This is a genomic window from Hymenobacter frigidus (assembly GCF_014640435.1).
Lineage (GTDB): Bacteria > Bacteroidota > Bacteroidia > Cytophagales > Hymenobacteraceae > Hymenobacter > Hymenobacter frigidus.
Genome location: NZ_BMGY01000010.1, coordinates 13,732 through 34,673 on the forward strand (window position 1 = coordinate 13,732; position 20,942 = coordinate 34,673).

At 61.9% G+C, this 20,942-nt stretch carries 19 protein-coding genes and 1 pseudogene; 8 read left to right on the forward strand and 12 right to left on the reverse strand.

All coding sequences use genetic code 11. The features are described from left to right. Positions 1-37 precede the first annotated feature (37 nt). Both fbaA and IEW17_RS07235 read left to right on the forward strand, forming a co-directional pair. On the forward strand, positions 38-1,123 hold the full coding sequence (gene fbaA / locus IEW17_RS07230) for a class II fructose-bisphosphate aldolase (protein WP_188561369.1): 1,086 nt from the start codon (positions 38-40) through the stop codon (positions 1,121-1,123). A 251-nt stretch (positions 1,124-1,374) separates the two neighbouring features. Continuing rightward, positions 1,375-2,655 (forward strand): RodZ family helix-turn-helix domain-containing protein, encoded by a 1,281-nt coding sequence (locus IEW17_RS07235; protein WP_188561370.1) that lies wholly within the window; start codon positions 1,375-1,377, stop codon positions 2,653-2,655. Between the two features lie 16 nt (positions 2,656-2,671). On the opposite strand, the gene IEW17_RS07240 is transcribed toward IEW17_RS07235, so the two are convergent. The 7 genes from IEW17_RS07240 to IEW17_RS07270 form a co-directional block, all read right to left on the reverse strand. Beyond that, the gene (locus IEW17_RS07240) at positions 2,672-3,385 is read right to left on the reverse strand and encodes an OmpA family protein (RefSeq protein ID WP_188561371.1); all 714 of its coding nucleotides are present in this window, start codon (positions 3,383-3,385) and stop codon (positions 2,672-2,674) included. Positions 3,386-3,397: 12 nt separating this feature from the next. Next, positions 3,398-4,864: a hypothetical protein gene (locus IEW17_RS07245; protein ID WP_188561372.1), complete on the reverse strand. Its 1,467-nt coding sequence runs from the start codon at positions 4,862-4,864 to the stop codon at positions 3,398-3,400. A 14-nt stretch (positions 4,865-4,878) separates the two neighbouring features. Beyond that, the gene (locus IEW17_RS07250; RefSeq protein ID WP_188561373.1) at positions 4,879-5,682 is read right to left on the reverse strand and encodes a hypothetical protein; all 804 of its coding nucleotides are present in this window, start codon (positions 5,680-5,682) and stop codon (positions 4,879-4,881) included. 529 nt (positions 5,683-6,211) lie between these two features. Further along, positions 6,212-9,874, reverse strand: coding sequence for a hypothetical protein (locus tag IEW17_RS07255; RefSeq protein WP_188561374.1), 3,663 nt, complete (start codon positions 9,872-9,874; stop codon positions 6,212-6,214). A gap of 101 nt (positions 9,875-9,975) precedes the next feature. Continuing rightward, a complete protein-coding gene (locus IEW17_RS07260) occupies positions 9,976-11,451 on the reverse strand; it encodes a hypothetical protein (protein ID WP_188561375.1) in 1,476 nt (491 codons plus the stop codon). Positions 11,452-11,619: 168 nt separating this feature from the next. Next, entirely contained in the window at positions 11,620-12,078 is a 459-nt protein-coding gene (locus IEW17_RS07265) for a hypothetical protein (protein WP_188561376.1), read from the reverse strand. Positions 12,079-12,174: 96 nt separating this feature from the next. Continuing rightward, complete coding sequence (locus IEW17_RS07270; protein WP_188561377.1) at positions 12,175-13,509, reverse strand: hypothetical protein; 1,335 nt, start codon at positions 13,507-13,509, stop codon at positions 12,175-12,177. 326 nt (positions 13,510-13,835) lie between these two features. Between IEW17_RS07270 and IEW17_RS07275 the strand changes: the two genes are divergently transcribed. The 3 genes from IEW17_RS07275 to IEW17_RS07285 all read left to right on the forward strand — a co-directional run bounded on the left by IEW17_RS07275 (position 13,836) and on the right by IEW17_RS07285 (position 15,821). Further along, the gene (locus IEW17_RS07275) at positions 13,836-14,225 is read left to right on the forward strand and encodes a hypothetical protein (protein ID WP_188561378.1); all 390 of its coding nucleotides are present in this window, start codon (positions 13,836-13,838) and stop codon (positions 14,223-14,225) included. Between the two features lie 130 nt (positions 14,226-14,355). Continuing rightward, positions 14,356-15,363 (forward strand): NAD(P)/FAD-dependent oxidoreductase, encoded by a 1,008-nt coding sequence (locus tag IEW17_RS07280; protein ID WP_188561455.1) that lies wholly within the window; start codon positions 14,356-14,358, stop codon positions 15,361-15,363. A gap of 131 nt (positions 15,364-15,494) precedes the next feature. Then, positions 15,495-15,821 (forward strand): 2Fe-2S iron-sulfur cluster-binding protein, encoded by a 327-nt coding sequence (locus tag IEW17_RS07285; protein ID WP_188561379.1) that lies wholly within the window; start codon positions 15,495-15,497, stop codon positions 15,819-15,821. 39 nt (positions 15,822-15,860) lie between these two features. Here IEW17_RS07285 and IEW17_RS07290 read toward each other — a convergent pair whose 3' ends face one another. From IEW17_RS07290 to IEW17_RS07300, 3 genes are all read right to left on the reverse strand, one after another. Beyond that, positions 15,861-16,115 (reverse strand): hypothetical protein, encoded by a 255-nt coding sequence (locus IEW17_RS07290; RefSeq protein ID WP_188561380.1) that lies wholly within the window; start codon positions 16,113-16,115, stop codon positions 15,861-15,863. Positions 16,116-16,124: 9 nt separating this feature from the next. Beyond that, on the reverse strand, positions 16,125-16,703 hold the full coding sequence (locus IEW17_RS07295) for a sigma-70 family RNA polymerase sigma factor (RefSeq protein ID WP_188561381.1): 579 nt from the start codon (positions 16,701-16,703) through the stop codon (positions 16,125-16,127). 289 nt (positions 16,704-16,992) lie between these two features. After that, positions 16,993-17,895 carry a Cif family virulence factor gene (locus tag IEW17_RS07300; RefSeq protein ID WP_188561382.1) on the reverse strand — a complete coding sequence of 301 codons (903 nt, stop codon included), beginning with the start codon at positions 17,893-17,895 and terminating at the stop codon, positions 16,993-16,995. Positions 17,896-18,084: 189 nt separating this feature from the next. On the opposite strand from IEW17_RS07300, the gene IEW17_RS07305 reads away from it, so the two are divergent. Continuing rightward, the gene (locus IEW17_RS07305) at positions 18,085-18,588 is read left to right on the forward strand and encodes a KdsC family phosphatase (RefSeq protein WP_188561383.1); all 504 of its coding nucleotides are present in this window, start codon (positions 18,085-18,087) and stop codon (positions 18,586-18,588) included. Between the two features lie 76 nt (positions 18,589-18,664). Here the strand turns inward: IEW17_RS07305 and IEW17_RS07310 are convergent, their stop codons facing one another. Further along, positions 18,665-18,919 (reverse strand): hypothetical protein, encoded by a 255-nt coding sequence (locus IEW17_RS07310; RefSeq protein WP_188561384.1) that lies wholly within the window; start codon positions 18,917-18,919, stop codon positions 18,665-18,667. A 70-nt stretch (positions 18,920-18,989) separates the two neighbouring features. Here IEW17_RS07310 and IEW17_RS20855 point away from each other — a divergent pair, with 70 nt between their 5' ends. Both IEW17_RS20855 and IEW17_RS20860 read left to right on the forward strand, forming a co-directional pair. Then, positions 18,990-19,454, forward strand: coding sequence for a helix-turn-helix domain-containing protein (locus IEW17_RS20855; RefSeq protein ID WP_229748861.1), 465 nt, complete (start codon positions 18,990-18,992; stop codon positions 19,452-19,454). Next, positions 19,451-20,101: an IS630 family transposase gene (locus IEW17_RS20860; protein ID WP_229748862.1), complete on the forward strand. Its 651-nt coding sequence runs from the start codon at positions 19,451-19,453 to the stop codon at positions 20,099-20,101. Before IEW17_RS20855 ends, IEW17_RS20860 begins: the two co-directional genes overlap by 4 nt. A gap of 132 nt (positions 20,102-20,233) precedes the next feature. Here the strand turns inward: IEW17_RS20860 and IEW17_RS07320 are convergent. Further along, positions 20,234-20,815: pseudogene (locus IEW17_RS07320) on the reverse strand (IS630 family transposase); the annotation flags it as partial. Positions 20,816-20,942 lie beyond the last annotated feature (127 nt).

A 20,942-nucleotide genomic window follows, 5' to 3' on the forward strand; every position in this document is an offset into this window, starting at 1 on the left:
CCTTGCCCACCGCGGCCCTGCCGCACAACTCCTTATTATGGCTGAACAAACCCTTACCGGCCTGCGGGCCGGCGTGCTGCACGGCGACGAAGTGCAGGCCCTCTTCCAGCACGCCAAAGCCCACGCCTACGCGCTGCCCGCCGTGAACGTGACCGGCACCAACACCGTGAACGCCGTGCTCGAAACCGCCAAAGCGGTGAACTCGCCGGTGATGGTTCAGTTTTCGAACGGCGGCGCGCAGTTCTTCGCCGGCAAGTCGGTGAGCAACGACGGCCAGCGGGCCAGCATCGCGGGCGGTATTTCGGGGGCCTACCACGTCCACCACATGGCCGCGCTCTACGATGTGCCCGTAGTGCTGCACACCGACCACGCCGCCAAAAAGCTCCTGCCCTGGATTGACGGCCTGCTCGATGCCGGCGAGAAATACTACCAGACGCACGGCCAGCCGCTCTACAGCTCGCACATGCTCGACTTGTCGGAAGAGCCGATTGAGGAGAACATCGAAATCTGCAAGCGCTACCTCGAACGCATGGCCAAAATCGGCATGACGCTCGAAATTGAGCTCGGTGTGACCGGCGGCGAAGAAGACGGCGTGGACAACTCCGACGTGGACAGCTCCAAGCTCTACACCCAGCCCGAGGAAGTGGCCTACGCCTACGAGCAGCTGAGCGCCATCAGCCCACGCTTCACCATCGCGGCGGCGTTCGGCAACGTGCACGGCGTGTACAAGCCCGGCAACGTGAAGCTGCAGCCCAAAATCCTGCACAACTCGCAGGAGTTCCTGCGCCAGAAGCACAACATCGCCGAGGTGCTGCCCATTGACTTCGTATTCCACGGCGGCTCGGGCTCGTCGCAGGAAGAAATCCGCGAAGCCATCAGCTACGGCGCCATCAAGATGAACATCGACACCGACCTGCAGTGGGCGTTGTGGGAAGGCATCAAGGATTACTACGTGAAGAACGAAGGCTTCCTGCAGGGCCAGATTGGCAACCCCACCGGGGCCGATTCGCCCAACAAGAAGTACTACGACCCGCGTGTGTGGCTGCGCAAAGGCGAAGAAACCTTCATGGCCCGTTTGAAGCAGGCCTTCGAGGATTTGAACTGCCTCAACCGCCGGTTCTAGTTCGGGCGGAGCGGGACTGTCATTACCAGGCGCAGCCGAAGTAATCCGTCCTGTTCTCCGCGACCAACCCAATAATGCGATAAGCCCTGATACCCGCAACGGTGTCAGGGCTTATTATTGTCGAAGCATTCTAACTTATTCTTAGTCAGCAGCTTATTACACTACCCAAAGAGACCGCACCCACTATTCCGGTTTTGCCTGACTGATAGAATTTTTCCTTTCGGCGCGCGTAAGCGCGTATTTTTATGGCAATGACCAACAACTCTACCAGCCCCGACGATTCAGCTCCCAACGCTGCTCCTACTGAGCTACAGCAACTAGAGGCGGCCTTACGGGCCAAAGCCATTTCGCCGGAGCTTTTCGCCACCCTCGCGGCCCAGCTGCGCGCAGGCGCGGCCCCAGCGGCTCCCCCCACCGCACCTCGCATCAGCATCAGTCCGGCCGCTGAGCCCGCCGAACTTCCCTCGCTGCTGTCGCTTTTTGAGAGCCCGCCGGTTGTTCCCGCGCCACTGCCCGCCCCACCCGCGCCATTGCCGCCTCCGGTGCCCGTCGCTGCCACCGGAGCGCTGCCGCTGCCACGGCGACCCGCAACCAACCCATTGCCACCAACCTTAGCAGCGCCGCCGGTGGCAGCCGCCCGGGTCCTTGTGCCGCCGGCGGCACCGCCCGCCGCGCCCGCGCCGGTTTACGTGCCGCCGCTTCCGGAGCCGGAACCAGAACCGGATGCCCCGCCCCAACGCAATGCCCTAACGACGCTCCTGGCCGTGCTGGGCGGCGTGGGCCTGCTCGGGGTGGGTCTCTACTTGTACGTAGACCAAAGTCACCCCAGCGAAATCCTGACCGGCCCGCAGCCCGCACCCACCGAAGAGGCGGCCCCGGCCCGCACGCCCGAGCCTGCGACCGCCGTGGTCGCGGTGCCGGAAACCGTGCTGGAAGCCGCGCCCACCATTCCCGCTACCGATTCCAGCATCCTGGCCGCCGCCACTACGGAAGCCACTTCGAACGAAACCCCGGACCCGGACCCGAACTCGGCCCCGGAGGAATCAGCCGATGCTGCGGCCTCGGAAAATAGCCCCGCTGCCGCTGCTACCGCAGCTGTGTCCGCCCCCGTGCCGGCCGCGCCCGAGCCCGGCGACGACGAGGCGACCCAAAAAATCCGCACGGTACTGGCCGATTACTATGCCGACTTATTTGCCCCGCCCCTGGCCGCCGAAAACTACTTTGCCCCGCAGGTGGAGCGCCTCTACATTCAGCAGCACCTCACGCCCGCCCAAATCAACACCACCATCACCCAAACTTTTTTTCCAGACAATAAGAAAGCCGTGTACCAAGTGGAGCCCGGCACCCTGCGGGTGAGCGCGCCCGTGCAGGACGGCAGCCGCACTGCCACCTACAGCGAGGCCTGCCGGCTGTTTCGGGTATCAAAGGGCCGCTACCAGCGCCTGCGTACCCAGGTGCGGGTCAAGTTCGACGCGGACTACCGCATCACGTTTCTGCGACAGGAAAAGATGCTCGAAAACATGTTTGAGTGATGCCCGGCCACGTCGCCTAATCGGCGGGCGGCGGGCTGGCCACGGCGGCACTCGTGTCGGCTGCTTGTCCCAGGGAGCCGATTTTGGGCTGAATCTGAATGATGAAGCGCTTGTTTTTGGCTTCTTCGCGGAACCCCCGGTAGCGCCCGGTGCCCTTGAAGCCGCTGCCGGCGGCCACCAGCTCCAGGTTGGCAGGAAAACGCAGGCCGGCGCTTTCCCACAGGCGAATGACCTCCATGGCCCGGTTGTAGCTCAGCTGGCGCACTTCGGCCCCGTCGGCGTTGCGGGGGTCAGAGTCAGGCAGATTGGGGTTTTTGGCGGCCCGGCCCTCCACCACGATGAGGTACTGCACGGCATCGTCGCGTTTCAGGGCCCGCATCTGGCCGAGCAGGAAGCGGCCGGCCTGCACCAGCGGAGCCCGCGCCTCGGGGGGCAGGTCGTAGCGCTGGGGCTTGAACTCGACCGGAAAATTCAGCTCGTAGCGCTTGTACTGCTGGTTGTAGCTGAAGTTGCGGCCGTCGCTCAGGCGCTTGAGGGCTTCCTTGATTTCGTCGAGCTTCTGCTTTTCCTTCAGCTGCACTTCCAGCTTGGCCTTGGCCGCAATCAGGCTGGCTTCCTTGTCCTGAAACTGCTTGTAGCTGAGCACGAACAGCACGAGCATGACCAGAAATAAGGCCGTCATCAGGTCCACGTAGCTGGGCCAGAAAAAATTGTTGCGGTCCTGGTTCACGGGGCGGGCTGGTTAATTTTTCGGCTGGAGACCGAGCATTTTCTGGAGCCAGGTGCGCTGGGTAAGCAGCTCCAGCACGGCGTTGGTGCGCGTCACCTGCTGCACCAGGGCCTGTTGCACGGCGTTGGTGCGCGTCACCTGCTGCACCAGGGCCTGTTGCAGGGCCTGGTCGGCGGCCAGGCGTGCTTCGAGGCGTTGCAGGGCCTGGGCGGTTTGGGCAGCCTGCTTTTCCTGCAACTGGTTGAGCAGGCGCTGCTGGGCCGGCATTTCGCTAAACGGGCTCAGATACTGCACGATGCGCTCGTACACGTTATCGTTGTTCAGCTTGCGGAAGTGGTCTTCGAGCACGCCGGCGGCCTGGTCGGCTTCGGTGGTGAGCACGGCCATGCGCTGGCGCATCACCTGGGCCAGCTTGTGGTAGCTCTCGTCCATAAACGCCTCGCCCTGCCGAGCCAGGCGGTCCATTTCGGCCTGGTTCTGGCGGAAGAACCGCAGCTGCGACTCCACCGTGCCCGCGTGCTGCTGCACCAGGGCCGGCACCTGGTTTAGGCCTTCTTCGAGGCCCGTGAGGCGGCCCAGCAGACTGGTGAGCGTGGTGGCCACCTGCTGGCCGTTGCGCAGGGTCTGGTTCAGTTCCTGCTGGTAACCCAGGAAATTCTCGAAGTGATGCGCGCTTTCCGCCACCTTATCGAACACCCGGATGCTGGCGTTGGCCATCTCGGTGTAGCCTACTTTCTGCAGCTCCGCGAGGAAATCTTTCTGCACGGTGATGTTCGCGTTCAGCGCCCCCACGATGGGGCCAAACTCGTAAATCTTGCTTAGAAACTCTTGGTTGAACGAGTCGAGCACCGCCTTGAGCGTGCCGAGGCTGCCGGCCATGTCGGAGTGCAGAATGGGCAATAGCTGCACCTGCAAAAAGGTGCAGTAGTCGTTGCGGCGCTGCTCGCTCTGCCGCCGGGCCGCCTTGTAGAGCGTGTTGCCCCACAGGGTGAGCCCCAAGCCCATCAGGCTGCCAATCATGGCCACCGTCACGCCCCGCAAAAAGCCCTGAATGCCCACCTCATCAAACTTGCCGCCGCCCGCCAGCAAGCCGGCCAAGCCTAGAATAGCCCCCAGAAATGTGCCCATCAACCCGATAAATAGCGGGGCCGACGTACCCGACTGCACCTCCGAATCGAGGGCCACGGCGCGGCGCTCGGCGATACTTTGCAGGATATCGAAATCGGCGGTGCCTTTGTTTTTGAGCAGGTAGGCGTTGGTGTCCTGAATGACCGCCTCAAACTCGGGTGTGGCCCCTACCACCAACAGCACGTCCACCTGCTGGCCGGTGACCTCGTCCTGGTGGCGCGTCAGGCGCAGGCCACTGCCAGGCGGAAACAGCGCCGCCAGCTGCGCACTGTCCTGCCGGCCCTGCCAGAAGGCCCGAGCCTGAAACCCAATGATAACGACCAGTACCAACCACTCCAAAACCTCCATCATAACAAAAAAATCAACTATTCAAACCGCACTTTGGCCCGCTGTACTACTTCCCAGTCGTCGCCCCGACGGCGCACGTGGCCGGGCTCCACGGTGATGACGCGCGACTCGCTGCCCAGCGGGTAGCCGCCCACGTACTCACACACGGGCTCCAACACGCTGCGGTGGTCGCGCACATGGCTGGCCAGGTTGCCGGTCACAGCGAAGGAGCCCTGCTCGGGCTGCTGCTCGCTGCTCACAATGGCAAACATGCTGTAGGTGCCCGGCTGGTCGCTCAGGGCGCGCGCCGGAAAGGAGTTATTGAACGGCGCTTCGTTGGCGTACTGCGTGCGCTGGCGCGGGCCGGGGGCGGGCAGCGGCGCAAGCATTGCCTCAAACTCATCGGGCTCGGGCGCTACGGGCGGGGCGGGCGCGGGCGCCGTGAGGACAGGCTTAGCGACCAATGCGGTGGCGGACGCAACGGCCGGGTTCAAACGCTCATCCATCTGCCGCTCCACAAATTTGCGCATTTCGTCCCAGCTCACAGTCGGCTCCTTCTTGGAGCTTTGGCGGCTGGTGCGCTCCGGCGGGGCGGGCGGCAAAGCGGGCGCGGCCACAGCAGCCGGTTGGTTCTGCTTTCGGAACAACAGCATCATGCCCGTAAAGCTCAAACCCGACAAAATGAGCGCCAGCCACGACACCCAGGCCGGCGCACCGCTGCTAACCGGCGCGGCCGGCGTTGCGGCCATTGGGGCAGCTACGGTAGCGGTTTCGGTAGCGGCAAGGTCATCAGTCGGAACCGGGTCGGGCACGGCCGGGCCAGCAGCCAGGGACTGGCCCACATTATTGGCGGGTGCTTCTGGGGATGCACCCGCGATTGCTCCTGATTTTGCAGCGGCAGAACCATTATTTGCCAACCCTTCAATCCGACTTACAAACGACTGGTATCCAGGGTCGTTTTTACGCTCTGGATGAGTGTCCAGCAAAGCCTTTTTAATAGCGGTAACCAACGCATTCGCATTATCTAGCCCTTGTTTCTGAATCGGATTAAACACTTTGGTCTGAAACATAAAAACATGGCTGTCTCTATTTGTCCTACCTTCTAATGGTACTGCTTTATTCAGCTCCTGCCTAAATTTTTCGACGGTACCCGCGCTTGTAACCGGCGACAACTTTGAAAGCAGTGGCTTCAAATCCGGGTCAGATGCGAACACATACTCAGCAGTGGCAGCCCAGATAATGCCCATTGATGCCGCCTCCTCTGCCGTAGCTGCTGAAACTTTAGCTGCTACGGCTTTGGCCGGTTTGCTGCTCGGTGCTTGTGCCCACGACTGCTCGGCCGCAAGGCCCAACCCCACCAACAGAACGAGTTTACACAGTTTGCGCGCCATAGTATTTCCGGTAAAGCTCCTGCGACAGCTTGAACAGCGCGTCGCGGAAAGCGAAGAAGAATAAGGATTCGGGCAGCTTGTCGCCGGGCTTTTTGCTGGCGGCCACTAGCGCGTTGTAGCCCGTATTGAGGCTGTCTTTGAAGCGGCTGGCGAGGAAGTCGCGCACGAAGTCGGCATCCAGCTCAATGTTGAGGCGGGCCAGCAGGTCCTGCACACCGTCTTCGCGGTCCTGGGTAAGGAAGTCGAGCAGGTGACGGGCATTAGCCAGCACGCCTTCGCGCAGGTCGCCGGCCTCGCTCAGCAGCGCGGGGCGGCGGATGAGGGCCACGGCGTCGGGCGCGGGCGCGGCGGTTAATTCGGCCGGGGTGAACTGCTCGTGGCCGGGCAACACGAATTGCAGCTTTTCGAGCATTTCGCCCAGCTCGGCCCCGCTGTCGCGGCTGGTCTGGCGCATGGTGCGTTCCAACTCCTGGCCGCCGCTCTCGTCCCAGCGCAGGGCGCTGCCGTTGGCGGTAGCTTCCTTGGCGTTGTCCACCAGGGTCAGTGAGAAGTCGGCGGGCACCTGCAGGCCGCTGGCAAACTCCAGCACCCGCTGGGCCAGCCTCTTGATGGTGCTCAGGTTGGCGTTCAAATCAAGCAGACGCAAATACGTGCTGCCCTTGCCGCTGAACGTGACGTGGCGCGGCAGTTGCGTGAGGCCCTTGGCGCGGCACACCTGGCCCACGTGGTAGAGAATGGCCGTGTAGTGCAGCAGCAGCAGCACCCGCATTTGCTTCGCCTCGCGCACGTGCTGGCTGAAATTGAGCTGCTCATCGAAGTTAAAGAGCAGGCTCACGAGGTCGGCCGAGCCCACGCGGGGATTTTTTAGGGCGGCTACGAACACCTTGCGCGCCTCGCCGGCCTGCGGGCTTACGGGCGTGTGGGCCGTGCGGCTCACGTAGTAGTACAGCAGGCCGTTGTGCTGGCGCAGGCCATCGGAGCCGGTCTGGCCCGAGTCACCCCAGAGCACATCGCCGGCAAAGCGGAACGAGAACGTGGCCGCGGGCTGCAAGCCATTGAGCAGCAGCACATCGGTAGTGCCGCCGCCAATGTCAATATTCACGGCGCTGTCTTCCTGCGTGGGCACGATTTTGCCGATTTTCCGCAGGTACAGGTACGGAGCCAGCGACTCCGGAATCTTATCCAGCTGCTTGTCGGCTGGCACCCGGCCAAACGTGCGCTCGTATTCCTGCTGCCACACCTGCTCAAAAAACGCCTGCACGCCGTAGTCCATGCTCAGCGGGTACGACCACACCAGGCGCACCAGGTTCAGGTCGCCGCCGTTCAGCGCGGCCTTGTGCTTCAGCAGCCGGAGCAATTCGCGGAAGTACAGGCGCACCCGGTTTTTGGCGGCTTCGGTGTTGGCCCCGCCGTCGGTGTTCCACTTCAGGTTGGTTTCGTAGCGGCCGTCTTCGGGCTGGTTATACAGCTCACTGTCGCGGCTGAGGTAGAAGCCGATGTTGGCATCGCCGAACAGCAGCGGGTCGCCCTCGGCGGCAAAACGCGGCGTTTCGCAGGTAGCCGTGCGAATGGGAAAACTGGTTTCAGCGCCCCGAATGCCGATGAACGACGGCACAAACTCCCGGTTTTGCAGCAGCGAAGCCCGTGGGAAAGCCCGCACCTGGTAGCGCGAGGGCAGGTCGTAGTCGCCCACCGGCTCGGGCTGGCTCAGCAGCACGGTTTGCATTTCGCGCTCGTTGGCTATGGTCAGCGGCTCGGCTACGTGGCCATCGGCGGCCACGGCCACGTGGGTGTTGGTGGTGCCAAAGTCCACGGCAAACGTGAACTGGGTGGTGCCGCCCACATCGGTGCGCCAGTTGGGAGCGAGCAGGCCGGTAGCGGCCGGGCTGCCGTAGCCGCCGCCGCTGGGCACGCTCACTTCCAACAGGTCGAAATGCGTGCCGCGCACTTCGTAGTAGGTGCTGGCCGGACTCAAGGCCGAGCGCACCTGCCGGGTGCGGGCCACCACGCCGCGTAGCGCGCCGCCCGTGGCCGCGCCCAGCTCCTGCGGCCCGCCCGTGGCCGAGTACGTGAGAAACCGCAGCTGCGCGGGCGCGGCGGCCGTTTCGCTCTGCTCAGCCAGCATCACCGAGTAGGCGTTGTTATAGCGGTCGAGCGGCGGGGCAAACTTATAAAACGGAAACACCCCAATTTGCAGGCGGGCGCTCACGCGGCCGCCGCCGTAGGGCTTGTCGGCGCTTTGGCTGGGGGCCGAGGGCACGGCCTGCTCGGCGGGCTGGCCAGGTCCGGGCAGGGCGTAGCGCCGTTCATAAACCACCGCGTTGCCACCTGACACTGGGATGGTGAGCTGGACCTGCACGTGGTTCGAAAACACCGTCAGGCGCAGCTGGCGGGCCAGGTCTTCGGGCTTGAAATAGTCGAAATACGCGCGCTTGAGCGGCAGCAGGTAGCGGAAGGGCCGCTGCTCCAGCGTCTGGCCGGGCTCGGCCTGCACTTCGCCGAAGAGGTACTTGTCGCGGTTCACGGCGAAGGGCACTTCCACCAGCACGTCTTCCAGGAAGTCGTTCACCGTCAGGTACGGGTACAGCTCGCCGAGACCGGGCAGCTCGCGGCTCTCCAGCTTCTCATGGCCGGCGGGGGCCGCGTAGCCCACCACAGAGGTGTCATCGCCGGGCGTGCCGGCGAAGTAGTTCGTGCGGCGCAGGTCGAGGCCCGGGCGCAGCACCAGCGGCAGGCGCGGGTGGGCGGCGCGCAGCTCAGGGTTGGGCACGACAAACCAGTCGCTGCTGGCCGCCTGCCGGGCCTGGCTGAGGCGCGCCAGCCGAATGCCGCGCACCTCCACCGGGTTGCCGTTATCGTCGCGCCACTCTTCGTAGGGAGCCTGGAAGGCCTCCGTCGTCAGGCCCCGTTGGTCGAGCTGGTTCACCCGCTCCTTGCCACCGGGCAGGGCTTGCAGGTAGGCATAAACGCTGGAAGCGAAAAACGCCTCCCGCAGCTCCCGCCGCACCGTAAACAGCCCGTAGATATACTCCAGAAACGGAGCCGGACGGGCGCTGAGCGGCACCGCCGCCTGGTCGAAATACTGCCCCTGCCCGTTCTTGCGGGCCACTGGCAGCGCCTGCAACGCCGGATGCGCAAACACCAGCGTGAAGGGCGAAGTAGCCCCCAGCAGACGGCGCTCCTGCCCGTTCTTGTGCTCGGCAAAAATCAGAAACAGCGACTCGACGCCCGCGAAGTGGCGGTCGTCGGCCAGGTACAAGGCCAGGGTACGGCCCAGCAGGGCGGTGCGCGGATTGGCTTGCAGGCGCTCCAGCTGCTCGGCCCGCTTCCAGGGCACGAAGCGCAGGCGGTAAGCATCGGTGTCCTTGGCGTAGAAGATAAATTCGAGCAGGTCCCAGCACTGGCTCACCAAGCGGTGGTACATGGAATTGGCCGCCGGGTTTTTGGCCGCGAACTCAAACGCCGTCTTCAGCAGATGCAGCTGACCAAATGGCGTGGGAATGGCCGTGGCCGTGCGCCGGGCATTGCCCCCGGCCGGGTCGAGAATGTTCTCATCAATCACCGTTTTGGTGATTTGGTTCGACTCCTGCCAGCCGCGGTATTGCTCGTTGCCCCCGCTGTGGAGACGTAATATCTTGCTCATGGATAATGGCTTATTCGTTATTGCTTAGTCTGTCATGCTGAGCGCAGCCGAAGCATGACGTTCTTCTGTGACGTTCTTTTTGCTTCCCTTCGCTCTCCCCCTTACATTCCCGGCACCTTCTCCACCACGGCCTTGCCCAGCACCTCGCTGAACGCGCGGATAAAAACCGCCGGGCCATCAGCCGTCAGTACCGCTTTGGGCACGGCTTTATTCAGCTCGCCCATAATGTGGTTACGGGTAAGGCCTTTGCTCAGGAAGCCGGTGGCGGTGGGCTGGCCATTCACCACGCGGTTGAGGTTTTCGGTGGCCAGGGACGGGTCCTCGAAGGGCACGAAGGCCCGCTCGTTGGCTTGCAGCTCGCGCAGCCACGCCTCGTAGCCAAACTGCGGGTCTTGCAGGAAGCGCTGGAGCTGCTGGTAAAAGTCCTCGTCGCGCCAGGCGCGGGGCAGCTGTAAGTGGTTGGCGTAGGGTGCTTCCTGGGTGTGGGGCAGGTGGTGGCGGCACCACAGCGCCAGCAGCTGGAGCTGGGTGAGCGGCCGGGCCACGTGCCGGAAGGTCTGGCCAGGGTCCAGGGCTTTGAAATTCACCTGGCGCACGTCGTCTTCCAGGCCGTACTCGTAGTGCAGAGGCTGGTTGTTAATCAGGTTGTCGGGCGACTGGCGCATAAAATCCAGCACGGCCAGCGCACCCACCATCTCAATAAAATGCGCGTTGTTCTGCTGCTGGCTGCCGCCCTCATGGTTGGCCAACTGGCCGGTGCTTTGGTCGCCCAGGTAATACAGGGCGTTCAGGTTCTGGAGGTTCTGCTGGTAGTACGACATGGCGGCTTTCGTCTTCGTAATGAAAGCATTGGAGTCGATAGCACTGCCGTCGTCGGCTAGCAGGTTGAAGTAGGGCAGTACCGTAAGCGCACCCATTGGGGCCTTGTTCAGCAGCTCGGCACGGGGTAGCTTGGTGTGGGGGTCGCGCAGGTTTTTGAGCAGCAGCGGAAACCCCGCCGCGCCGGTGCCGCCGAAAATGGAGGAGATGAAAAACACCCGGTCGCCTTCGGCAAACGAGTTGGCAAAAAACTCCAGCTCCGGCGAGCTCATCAGCTGGTTCAGCACCACTGAGCCCACGTTGGGGCTGCCCTTGAAGCCCACGGTGAGCTTGCTGCTCAGGTTTTCGGGCGTGAAGAGCAGGTCCACGAGGTAGCGGCTTTCCACCGGCATGTCGTCGTAGTGCAGGAAGTCGCGGTAGGTTTCGTCCATCCCGCCGAAGTTGTAGGCGAAGGTTTCCTTCACGCGGGCATCGCGGGGCTGGTTTTCGCTGGCCGCCATGCCAGCCAGGGTCTGCACTTCGGTGGCGAAGAACTCGCCGGGACTGGGCGCGGGGCGCAGCTGCTTACGCAGGCGCTCGTAGGTTTTGAGCAGCTCCACGGTGCGGGTCATGTCGCCGTTTTGCGCGTCGGGGTCGATGATGATGGGCACTACCTTGTCGCAGTTCTCGACGGTGACCCCGGCCGCCAGCAGCATGGCCAGCGAACGAATAACGCGGGAGCCCGTGCCCCCGATTCCGAAAATATATAGTTTAGGCATGGCTTTTTTTAGTGGATGGCGTAGGGGCGGGTTGCACCCGCCCGACGGGTGTGCCGTTGGCCCGATACGCGTTCAACGGCGGGCGGGGGCAGCTAGTGTTTATCTCGGTCTATATGCGTCGTGACCCACTTGGGCTGTTCAGCAACGGGCGGGTGCAACCCGCTCCTATTAGTTCGGCCAGCGCACCGGCGTCACCTTTGCGTTCGGCGACAAACCCTTGACCACGAAGGACCAGAGCACGAAAAACACCGCTCCAAACAAGGCATTTACAAAAGCAAAACCCAGCACGTAGCGCGAATAGGCCGACTCGCTGCCCGCCGGAATCACGACGCCTTTGTCGCTCAGCACCTGGTACACCACTTCGCGGGCTTGGAACCAGGCCAGCCCACCGGCCACCACCGCAAACAGCAGCAAAAACAACAGCCAATGCTTGGTCTGATAGAGCGGCGTGGTCATCAAACGGTTCAATACCAGGTAGAAGAACAAGGCCCCGAGCAAACCAATGCCGAACAGCGTAGCCAATCCCACGCCGGGGAAAATGCTGTTTTCAAACGCATTGGTCAGCATGGCGGGCTCGGGCAGGCCCAGGAATGCTTCGTAGAGAGAGGTAAACAGCTGTTGGAACATAGAATAGGAATGAAATGCAGCACTGCCGCACGGGAAAATGGTTATAAAATACAATGTTGGCGCAGGGCCGGAACGCCGCCCGGCGGGGCGCGGCTACTAATCCCGCGCCGTGACGCGTACCGGCAGGCTGAATACGCGCTGGGCGCTGGGCTCATCGGCAAAGTAGTCGGCCACGCCCGCCATGACCTCCTTCAGGTAGTACGTTTTGGGCCCTTGCTTTTTAATCCCACTGTCCGAAGCAGTCGAATACGCTGCCACCCATGCGGGTTCCGTGCGGGCCAGCTCCAGGTGCAGCGTGGGAGCCCCCGCCGGGGCCTGCACGAAGCGCAGCCGGGCAAAATGCGTGTACTTCTTCAGCGCCGGCTGTTGCCTGGCATCCGGCATCTGGGCCAGCGGAAAGACTTGCGTGAGCGTGGCTCCGGTGCCGGCCTCGGCCAGGCGCAGGGTGTTGGCGCTTACCTGGCCCACTATGCTGGCCGGCAGCTGGTTCAGGTCGAGGGCTACTACTATTTCGGCAGGCTTGCCCAAGGTTGGCTTTTTGGTGAACGTAACTACTGGCGCTGTCGCGCCGGTACCCTCCGCCACGGTCCAGTTGCCCACGGGGTCGGTCAGGAAATCAGGCACGGCGTAGGGCGGGGCAAACGCCACGTTGTAGTGGGCTTGCGGCTGCGCGGCGAGCCGCCGCAGCAGGCCGCCGTCTACCTGCCCCACCAGGGCGGGGTCGCCCAGCACCCAGATGTAGTAGGGCAACTGCTCGCCGTTTAGCGGCTGCTTGCCGGTGCGGTTGCCGGGGTAAAAATTGCCCCGGAATTCCGACGTATTGGCAAATACCGATACCGCCAGCTTGGCGGGCTCCACAGCATTGAGGGCATCCTTGATAAAGGTCTTAATTCGCCAGGTATCCTTGACATTTTGCGGAGCAAAGATGAAGTCCGAGATGAGGATGCTCACGGTACCGGGCTTCTTGGCTTGCAGCGTTAGGGCTTCGCTCAACATCTGCGGCAGTTCCGAGCCGCGGGCCGCATTTTTGAGGCCGCCACTGACCGCACCAGTCATCCCGGCATAGGTAGAGGGTACGAGCACCTGCGGGTTGGTCGGCTCTTTTTCTTTGAAGAAATAGTAGGCTGGCGGAGCTGTCAGCTTGGGTGCCAGGCGGTTTACATCAGATAACAGGTCCATGACCGTGCGCTGAAACTCACTACCCGTTTCGTTGCGGCCGGGGTCGTTGGCGTGCATGAAGCCGCGCATTCCCCCGGACATATCCACGAACACGTTGATTTGGCTGACCTTGGCAGCCGCCACGTTGGCAGCGGACTCTTTGGTGGGGCTACCCGCTACGCTACCCTCGCCTTTCGGCCCGGAGCAAGCGCTAAAAAGTGCGCCAATAGCCAGGCAGGATAACGTGTTGCGGGAAGCCAGGGTAAACAGCATCGAACCTAAATAATTTGTAGAAAGGGGTTGGCTTAGCAATACTACTGCTTTTTTGAAGATGCTCATCAGGATTTGTTTTGCGGCATGACCCATCTGCGAGACAGGACAAACGGCCCTCCGGCCGAAACCGTGCCAGCTAAACGCGCCCATCGGGCCGGTGGTACCTGGAAATAGTCGGCGAGCAAAAATTTGTTGGGCCTCGCATTCGGCCCATGTAGTTGCACCCCACCTTTATGGCTCCTCGCAATAGTATCTTTGCAGCCTCCTCCTGCTCCAAGCCGCTTATAAATTCTGGCTGTAAGTAATAGAGTCGCCCAGCTTTATTTATGCGCCTTATCGCTCTCCGTCCCGAATATCAACTGCTGGTAGAGCCCGCCCGCAACCGTATTTTCTACCAAAACTTCGGGCCGATGCAGACTGCTACTGCCCTGCCTCACTACGAAGCCGACTGGACGGCCGCGCTGGCCGGAATGCTCCCGGGATTCCAAATCCTCAGCGACATGCAGGTGGTGAACCAAACCAACAGGGCCCTGCTCATCCATTTTCAGGCCGTCGAGCAGCTGATTGTGGCCAAGGGCGTGCACGTAGTGGCTGAAGTGCACGTGCCCGGCCTCCTTACCCGGCGCCTTACCGACGAGGTGACGACTAGCCGGGTCATGCCCGTGCGCCAGTTCCTGAGCATCTGGGAAGCCGCGTATTTTCTAGATTACCTGTAGCATAAGCAAAACTGAGCCAACGTTTTTGGCCTGTTGGCTGTTATAAATTCGGCTGTCGTTGGCGGCCCCGGCCCCGAGACGTACCTTTGCGGCCGCTTTTCTTCAGGCACTTACTGCGTTTATGTCCAATATTATTTCAACTGATATCTGCATCATCGGAGCCGGGCCGGTGGGTTTGTTCGCTGTTTTTGAAGCTGGCCTGCTCAAGCTTCGCTGCCACGTGGTGGATGCCCTGCCCCAGCCCGGTGGCCAGCTCTCCGAGATTTACCCTAAAAAGCCGATTTACGACATCCCGGGATTCCCCGAAATCCTGGCCGGCGACCTCGTGGATAATCTGATGAAGCAGATTGAGCCCTTCCACCCCACGTTCACGCTGGGCGAGCGGGTGGAGCGGTTTGCCAAGCTCGACGACGGTTCCTTTCAACTTTACACCACCGACGGCACCGAAATCCAGTGCAAGGCCGTAGCCATTGCCGGCGGCCTGGGCTCCTTCGAGCCCCGCAAGCCTGCCGTGGAAAACCTGGAGCAGTTTGAAGGCGGCAAGGGCGTGCATTACATGGTGCGCGACCCCGAACACTTCCGCGACAAGAAAATCGTGATTGCGGGCGGCGGCGACTCGGCCCTCGACTGGACCAATTTCCTCGCCAACGTGGCCGCCGATGTCACGCTCGTGCACCGCGGCACCACCTTCCGTGGCGCGGCCGACTCGGCCGACAAAGTGCAGAAGCTGCACGAATCCGGCAAAATCAAGCTGGTGCTGAGTTCTAACGTGACGCACCTGCACGGCAACGGCAAGCTGGCCGAAGTAACCATCACCGGTAATGACGGCCGGGCCGAAACCGTACCGCTCGACCATTTTATTCCGCTGTTCGGCCTCACGCCCAAGCTCGGGCCCATCGGCGAGTGGGGTTTGGAGTTGGAGAACGATGCCGTGAAAGTCAATACCCTCGATTACAGCACCTCGCTGCCGGGCGTGTTCGCCATCGGCGACATCAACACTTACCCGGGCAAGCTGAAGCTCATCCTCTGCGGCTTCCACGAGGCCGCGCTCATGTGCCAGGGCGCGTTCAAGTACATTTACCCCGACAAAAAATACACCCTCAAGTACACCACTGTCAACGGGGCGCCCTCTATGTAGTGGTATAAAAAGAACGTCATGCTGAGCTTGCCGAAGCATCTCTACCGCAGCAGTAATTAGTTACGCTAGCGGTAGAAATGCTTCGGCAAGCTCAGCATGACGTTCTTTTGTCTCAAGCACCCAACTGTTCTATGGAAGAAGACATCCGCATCTACGTCGAAGACGACGCCGGCCAGCGCACTGAGCTCATCGGCCCCACCGACATGGGCCTGAACCTGATGGAGCTACTAAAAGCCAGCGGCTACGACATCATGGCTACTTGTGGCGGCATGGCCCTCTGCGCCACCTGCCACGTGGAGGTGCTGGCCGGCCCCGCCCTGCCCGAACCCGGCGACGACGAGCTCGACATGCTCGAAACCCTGCCCGTGGTGCACATCGGCTCGCGCCTGAGCTGCCAGATTCGCCTCACGCCCCGCACCGACGGGTTAGTGGTACGCCTGGCCCCAACGGGCGCGTAATGGTCATTGCGACGAGGCACGACGAATCAATGATGATTATCAGCCCGCTGCCGCCAGCCGTTCGCGCATGCGCTGCTTAGCCGCATCGGACAAGCCAACACTGGAACTGACGCGCGTGGCGGCCGAGGCACGCGCCCACTCGGCAATCTGCACGGTTTGCGTGGCGTAGCGGTTGCAGTCGGGGCAATAGCGTAGGTGCAGCCACAGGCTGGCCCGCAGTGCACGGGGCGCGGGCTGGTCGGCCTGCTTTTCCAGCAGCAGGGTCGCGTTCTGACAGGTAATAAGACGTCGCATAACCAATACTTAATTCTTACCCAGGCCGTGTTTTTCGAGGCAGCGGCGCAGTTGCAGCTTGGCTCGATGCACGATAACCCAGTAGTTAGCCGAGCTCAGACCGAGCTCCTGACAAATTTCGGCGGCCGATAATTCCTCCACGAAGCGCAGGGCAAACACCGCCCCTTGCTGAGGCGGCAACCGCTGCTGGCAGCGCTGCAGAATCTCGTGCAGCTCCTGTTGTTCGAGCGCGGCATCGGCCTGAAGCCAACTGGCGGGCGCTTGCGGGCCGTTCCAATGACCGTTTTCGGGAGTAAAAAAATCGGCTTCGGCCGAGCCGCCGTCGCTGATTTCGTCGAGCCCGACGTGGGTAGCGCGGGCCTGCCGCCGGTAGTGGTCGATGATTTTGCGGCGCAGAATGATGAATAACCACGTGCGCTCCGACGCCTCAGCCCGAAAGGTAGCCAAGCCATCGAGGGCGCTCAGGAAGGTGTCCTGCACCAGCTCTTCGGCCACGTCGGCAGCGCTCACGCGGCTCAGGGCAAAACGGTAGAGCTCGTCGCCGTAGCGGTCGGGCCACTGGGCCGGCACAGGGATTGAGGGGGTCATGCGGAGCGACAAGTAGACGATAAAAATCGCCTCACAATATTACACTTCGCTTGACGGGGAATGAAAGTAGCTCCTCCCGTTGGACATTCATTATTCGCTCTTTAATGGAACAGCGGCTGCGCCCACAATGCGGCGCGAGGCCCGAACCTGCACCCGGGCTACCGCCTGCAGGTTCGGGTGTTTCCAGCTAGCATTCAGCTCCAAGGTGGGGAACCGGCAGACTCACAAAAAAGGCCTCGCTGTAATTAGCGAAGCCTTTCCTGATACGTGCCAGAACCATGCGCCGGTACTACTGCCCAGACTTAGCAGACGGCAATTGGCCGGCAGTGCCCTCGGGGGTGGGGACCGCGGCGGGGGCCATCGAGCCCGGAGTCAGGTTGAATACTTCGACCACCAAGCGCCAACCGGCTACGGCTTCGCGGCGCCAGATGCGCAGGTAGCTACCATTTTCTTCGGGATGCTTGGTGCCGGCGGCGGCGCGGCGCAGGGTGCCCACTACGTAGCCCAGGTCGCCGGAAGCCGCCAGGTAGCCGGTGGTGACGGTGAAAAGATAGCCACCGTCCAGGGTTTTCATATTGGCCGAGGCCGCCGCGCCCTGCATCATCGACAGGCCGGGGCGGTAGAGACGGGCTTCCGCGCTCAGGTACTGCTGGTAGGTAGCGCCGGGCTTGAGCTGCTCAGCAGCCGCAAATTTGCGGTCGAGGTCGAGCAGGATGTTGGTGGGCGCGGTACTGGGCGTTGCGGCGGCCGGCAGCAGGCGGGGCTGGGCCACGGCTTGGGCAGACGCGGTACCCACGCGCTCGATACCCATATTGACCACGAACCTGAACTTGCCATCGGGCTGCTTGCGCCACACGGTCACGTATTCGCCCGCGGCCTGCGGCCGGTCGTTCTGAAAGGTTGTCCAGGGACCGGTGGTGTAGCCGAGGTCGCCGGCTTGGGCCACATCGGCCAGCACCGGGGACCAGGTCAGGCGCTGGCCGGGCTTATTCGGGCGGCCAGTCCACAGCTCCTGGGCATTCACCAGCTTCCCTTGTTCCACTGCCAAGCCATTGGGGGCGCTGTTGGCAACGAATGCCGCCGCCGTACCAGCCCGCGCTGCTTGCGCGGCAAAAAAAGTTTCTGCTGCCTCCACGGCGGCCCGCGCCGACTGCGCATTGGATACGCTGGGCAATAAACAGATTAGAGCCATCCCGATAGTCAATTGATTCTTCATAGGATACAAGCAAAATTGTTTGTTTGAACTAAGATACACATTACGGGATAATCATAATTCCTATCCAATTTCAATTTGGTATTCCGGGCTGTTATTAAGGCCTAATTCAGCTATTTTTGCTGGAAATTTTCTTTCTTTACCCTCTTTATTTCCGGTTTTGCATTTATGAAATTATCCAACCTCATTGCCCAGGCCCGCCGAATCCGCCTGGTGCTGACCGACTGCGACGGCGTGCTCACCGACGGCGGCGTGTACTATTCGGAGCGGGGCGAGGAAATGAAGCGCTTTAATATTCGGGACGGCATGGGCGTCGAGCGCCTGCGCCACCACGGCATTGCCACGGGTATTATGACGGGTGAGCTTTCGCCGTCGGTGCGCACCCGCGCCGCCAAGCTCCGGATTGAAGAACTGCACCTGGGCATCAAGGACAAGCCGGCATGCCTGCAGGAAATCCTGGCCCGTACCGGGCTCACGGCCGAGGAAGTCGCCTTCATCGGCGATGATACCAACGACGTTGAAATCCTGGGCCTGGTGGGCTTTTCGGCCTGCCCCGGCGATGCCACTTCCTTCGCCCGCGCCGTGGCCGATTTTCACTGCGAGGCACGGGGCGGTCAGGGTTGCTTCCGCGAGCTGGCCGAGTTCATCATCGCCGCGCAAAGCGGTGGATAAGTTCCCTACGGCATGTCATGCTTCGGCTCCGCTCAGCATGACGTTCTGTTTTTAAAAATCATCTCCCTCTGCTCCCCTACTCCCGCAGCAGCTCGCCACCAGCTTGGTAAGAGTGGCCAACGGCCACGGTGGTCAGGTCGTGCGCCAGTTCGGTGAGCAGCGAGGTTTTGGTGAGGTAGCCGTGCGCCTTCAGGTCGAGGACCCGGGCCATGCAGTGCTCGTTGATGAGGTCGCCGCGTGCCAATACCCTCAGTTCCGATGCCGCGTCCAGCCCAGTGCGCAAAGCCTCACGCGCGAGGAAGTTGCCATCGGTGAGAAATAGCCGAATCATCTAAATGGAAAACGAACTACTGGTTAAAAAACATTAACTTGACGGTTGCTTTACCATACCCGCTTTGCTCATGATTATTCATCGCCTGCATCTGACCGCCGAAGAACGCCAGACCTTAGAGGGCTGGCAAAAGAAGTATAAAAAGCAGTCGCCCAAATTGCGTCAGCTTCAGATTGTGCTCAACAGCGACGAAGTAACCGGGCGTCGGCCCGCCGGCGAGTTGGCCCCAGTGCTGGGCGTGAGTACGCGCACCATTGAACGCGTGCGGTGCCAGTTCTGCCAAGAAGGCATGGGCATGTTCGAGGCAAAAGCACGCAAAACGCGTTCGGACAAAAAGATAGATGGCCGGGTGGAGGCCCACCTGACGGCCCTGCTCTGCCAGAGCCCGCCCGATGAGGAGCCGCGCTGGAAACTCCAGGTACTGGCCGAGCGTCTGGTCAGCTTGCAGGTCGTCGCGCATATTTCGACGACGATGGTGCGGCGGCTGCTAAAAAAAACGAACTCAAGCCTTTTCACGGCCCCAAGCAATGGGTGATTCCGGCGGAGCAGAGCGCGGCTTTCGTCTGCCAGATGGAACAGGTGCTCGACCTCTACGAGCAGCCGTACGACCCCGCCTACCCGGTCGTGTGCCTGGACGAGTCGCCCAAGCAACTGCTCCAATACGAAACCTTTACCGCTGCCGACGGGCAGCGCCACCGCGATTCAGCGTACGTGCGCCGGGGCGTCGTGGACCTGTTCGTGGCCACCGAGCCCTTGCGCGGCTGGCGGCAACTCACCGTCGAGGCCGACCACAAAGCGGCCACCTGGGTGCAGTTCGTGGCCAACTTGATGGACACAACCTATCGCACGGCGACCAAAGTGCGCTGGGTCATGGACAACCTCAGCACCCACAAACTGCACTTCTTCTACGCCCACTTTCCGCCCGAGGTGGCCCAGGCCTATCTGCGGCGCATGGAAATCATCCATACCCCCGCCCACGGCTCGTGGCTGAACATGGCCGAACTCGAATTCTCCGTCCTCAGCCGGCAGGTGCTCGACCAGCCCTTCGCCTCGGCGGAGCAGGTGCGCCAAGTGGTCGACCACTGGGTGAGGCGCCAGAATGCGAAGACCCAGCCGCGCAACTGGCAGTTCACAACCGCCGACGCCCGCATCAAACTCGTCAAACTATACCCGACAATATAAAGTTTTTCGACTACTACTGCGTCAAAATATATCAATTTATAAACAGGATAAAGTACAAATTATCTTAACGCCCCCGAAAGTACACGCACAAGCAAGCTCAACCATAAATCTGGTACTAGAGCAGTTTCCAATTCAGTGTACATGATAGCCGCAATGGTCAAACCAGTTTTTGGCCTCGTGCTCGCTTATCCATTCGGCCGCCGTGCGAATGGCTTCTTCCAGCGCGTCACGGGTGCGGGCCTGGGCCTTGCGCAGCCAGGTCTTAAGTTTGCTGAAGGCCAATTCAATCGGGTTAAAATCGGGGGAATACGGGGGCAGGTACAGCAGCCGCGCCCCGTATTTTTTGACCACCTGCTCCAGCCCGTCTACCTTGTGCACGGATAGGTTATCGAGCACCACCACGTCGCCCGGCCGCAGCGTGGGGCCCAGGACCTGGTCGAGATAGGCCGCAAACACGTCCCCGTTGACGGCGCCGTTCACGCTCAACAGGGCCCCGGGTCCGTTGGGCGTGAGCGCGGCGATGAGCGTCACGTTGGGGCCGCCGTGCAAGGGCACCGCCTGGTCCACGCGCCGGCCCTGGGGCGCGCGGCCGTAACGCCGGCAATAGGTCAGGTTGGTGCTGGTCTCGTCCACGAACACGAAGCGCGTCCAATCTTCCGCTTGCACGGCCTCCACGAACGAGCGGCGCAAGGCTACGACCCGCTCCGTGTCGCGTTCGGCGGCGTGAACGCTTTTTTTTTACGGCCCCAGCCCAGGCTTTCCACGGCCCGCCACACGGCCGTGCGACTCAGGGCCGGCCCGCCGGCCGCCGCCAGAGCCGCCCGCACCTCGTCCAGCGTCG

Excerpts from the sequence above, each read along its gene's own strand:
- IEW17_RS07300 (WP_188561382.1), bottom strand. The coding sequence starts at position 17,895 with ATGGCTCTAATCTGTTTATTGCCCAGCGTATCCAATGCGCAGTCGGCG.
- IEW17_RS07235 (WP_188561370.1), top strand. The coding sequence starts at position 1,375 with ATGACCAACAACTCTACCAGCCCCGACGATTCAGCTCCCAACGCTGCT.
- fbaA (WP_188561369.1), top strand. The coding sequence starts at position 38 with ATGGCTGAACAAACCCTTACCGGCCTGCGGGCCGGCGTGCTGCACGGC.
- IEW17_RS07260 (WP_188561375.1), bottom strand. The coding sequence starts at position 11,451 with ATGCCTAAACTATATATTTTCGGAATCGGGGGCACGGGCTCCCGCGTT.
- IEW17_RS07305 (WP_188561383.1), top strand. The coding sequence starts at position 18,085 with ATGAAATTATCCAACCTCATTGCCCAGGCCCGCCGAATCCGCCTGGTG.
- IEW17_RS07295 (WP_188561381.1), bottom strand. The coding sequence starts at position 16,703 with ATGACCCCCTCAATCCCTGTGCCGGCCCAGTGGCCCGACCGCTACGGC.
- IEW17_RS07275 (WP_188561378.1), top strand. The coding sequence starts at position 13,836 with ATGCGCCTTATCGCTCTCCGTCCCGAATATCAACTGCTGGTAGAGCCC.
- IEW17_RS07310 (WP_188561384.1), bottom strand. The coding sequence starts at position 18,919 with ATGATTCGGCTATTTCTCACCGATGGCAACTTCCTCGCGCGTGAGGCT.
- IEW17_RS07245 (WP_188561372.1), bottom strand. The coding sequence starts at position 4,864 with ATGATGGAGGTTTTGGAGTGGTTGGTACTGGTCGTTATCATTGGGTTT.
- IEW17_RS07290 (WP_188561380.1), bottom strand. The coding sequence starts at position 16,115 with ATGCGACGTCTTATTACCTGTCAGAACGCGACCCTGCTGCTGGAAAAG.
- IEW17_RS07255 (WP_188561374.1), bottom strand. The coding sequence starts at position 9,874 with ATGAGCAAGATATTACGTCTCCACAGCGGGGGCAACGAGCAATACCGC.
- IEW17_RS07285 (WP_188561379.1), top strand. The coding sequence starts at position 15,495 with ATGGAAGAAGACATCCGCATCTACGTCGAAGACGACGCCGGCCAGCGC.
- IEW17_RS07265 (WP_188561376.1), bottom strand. The coding sequence starts at position 12,078 with ATGTTCCAACAGCTGTTTACCTCTCTCTACGAAGCATTCCTGGGCCTG.
- IEW17_RS07270 (WP_188561377.1), bottom strand. The coding sequence starts at position 13,509 with ATGCTGTTTACCCTGGCTTCCCGCAACACGTTATCCTGCCTGGCTATT.
- IEW17_RS20855 (WP_229748861.1), top strand. The coding sequence starts at position 18,990 with ATGATTATTCATCGCCTGCATCTGACCGCCGAAGAACGCCAGACCTTA.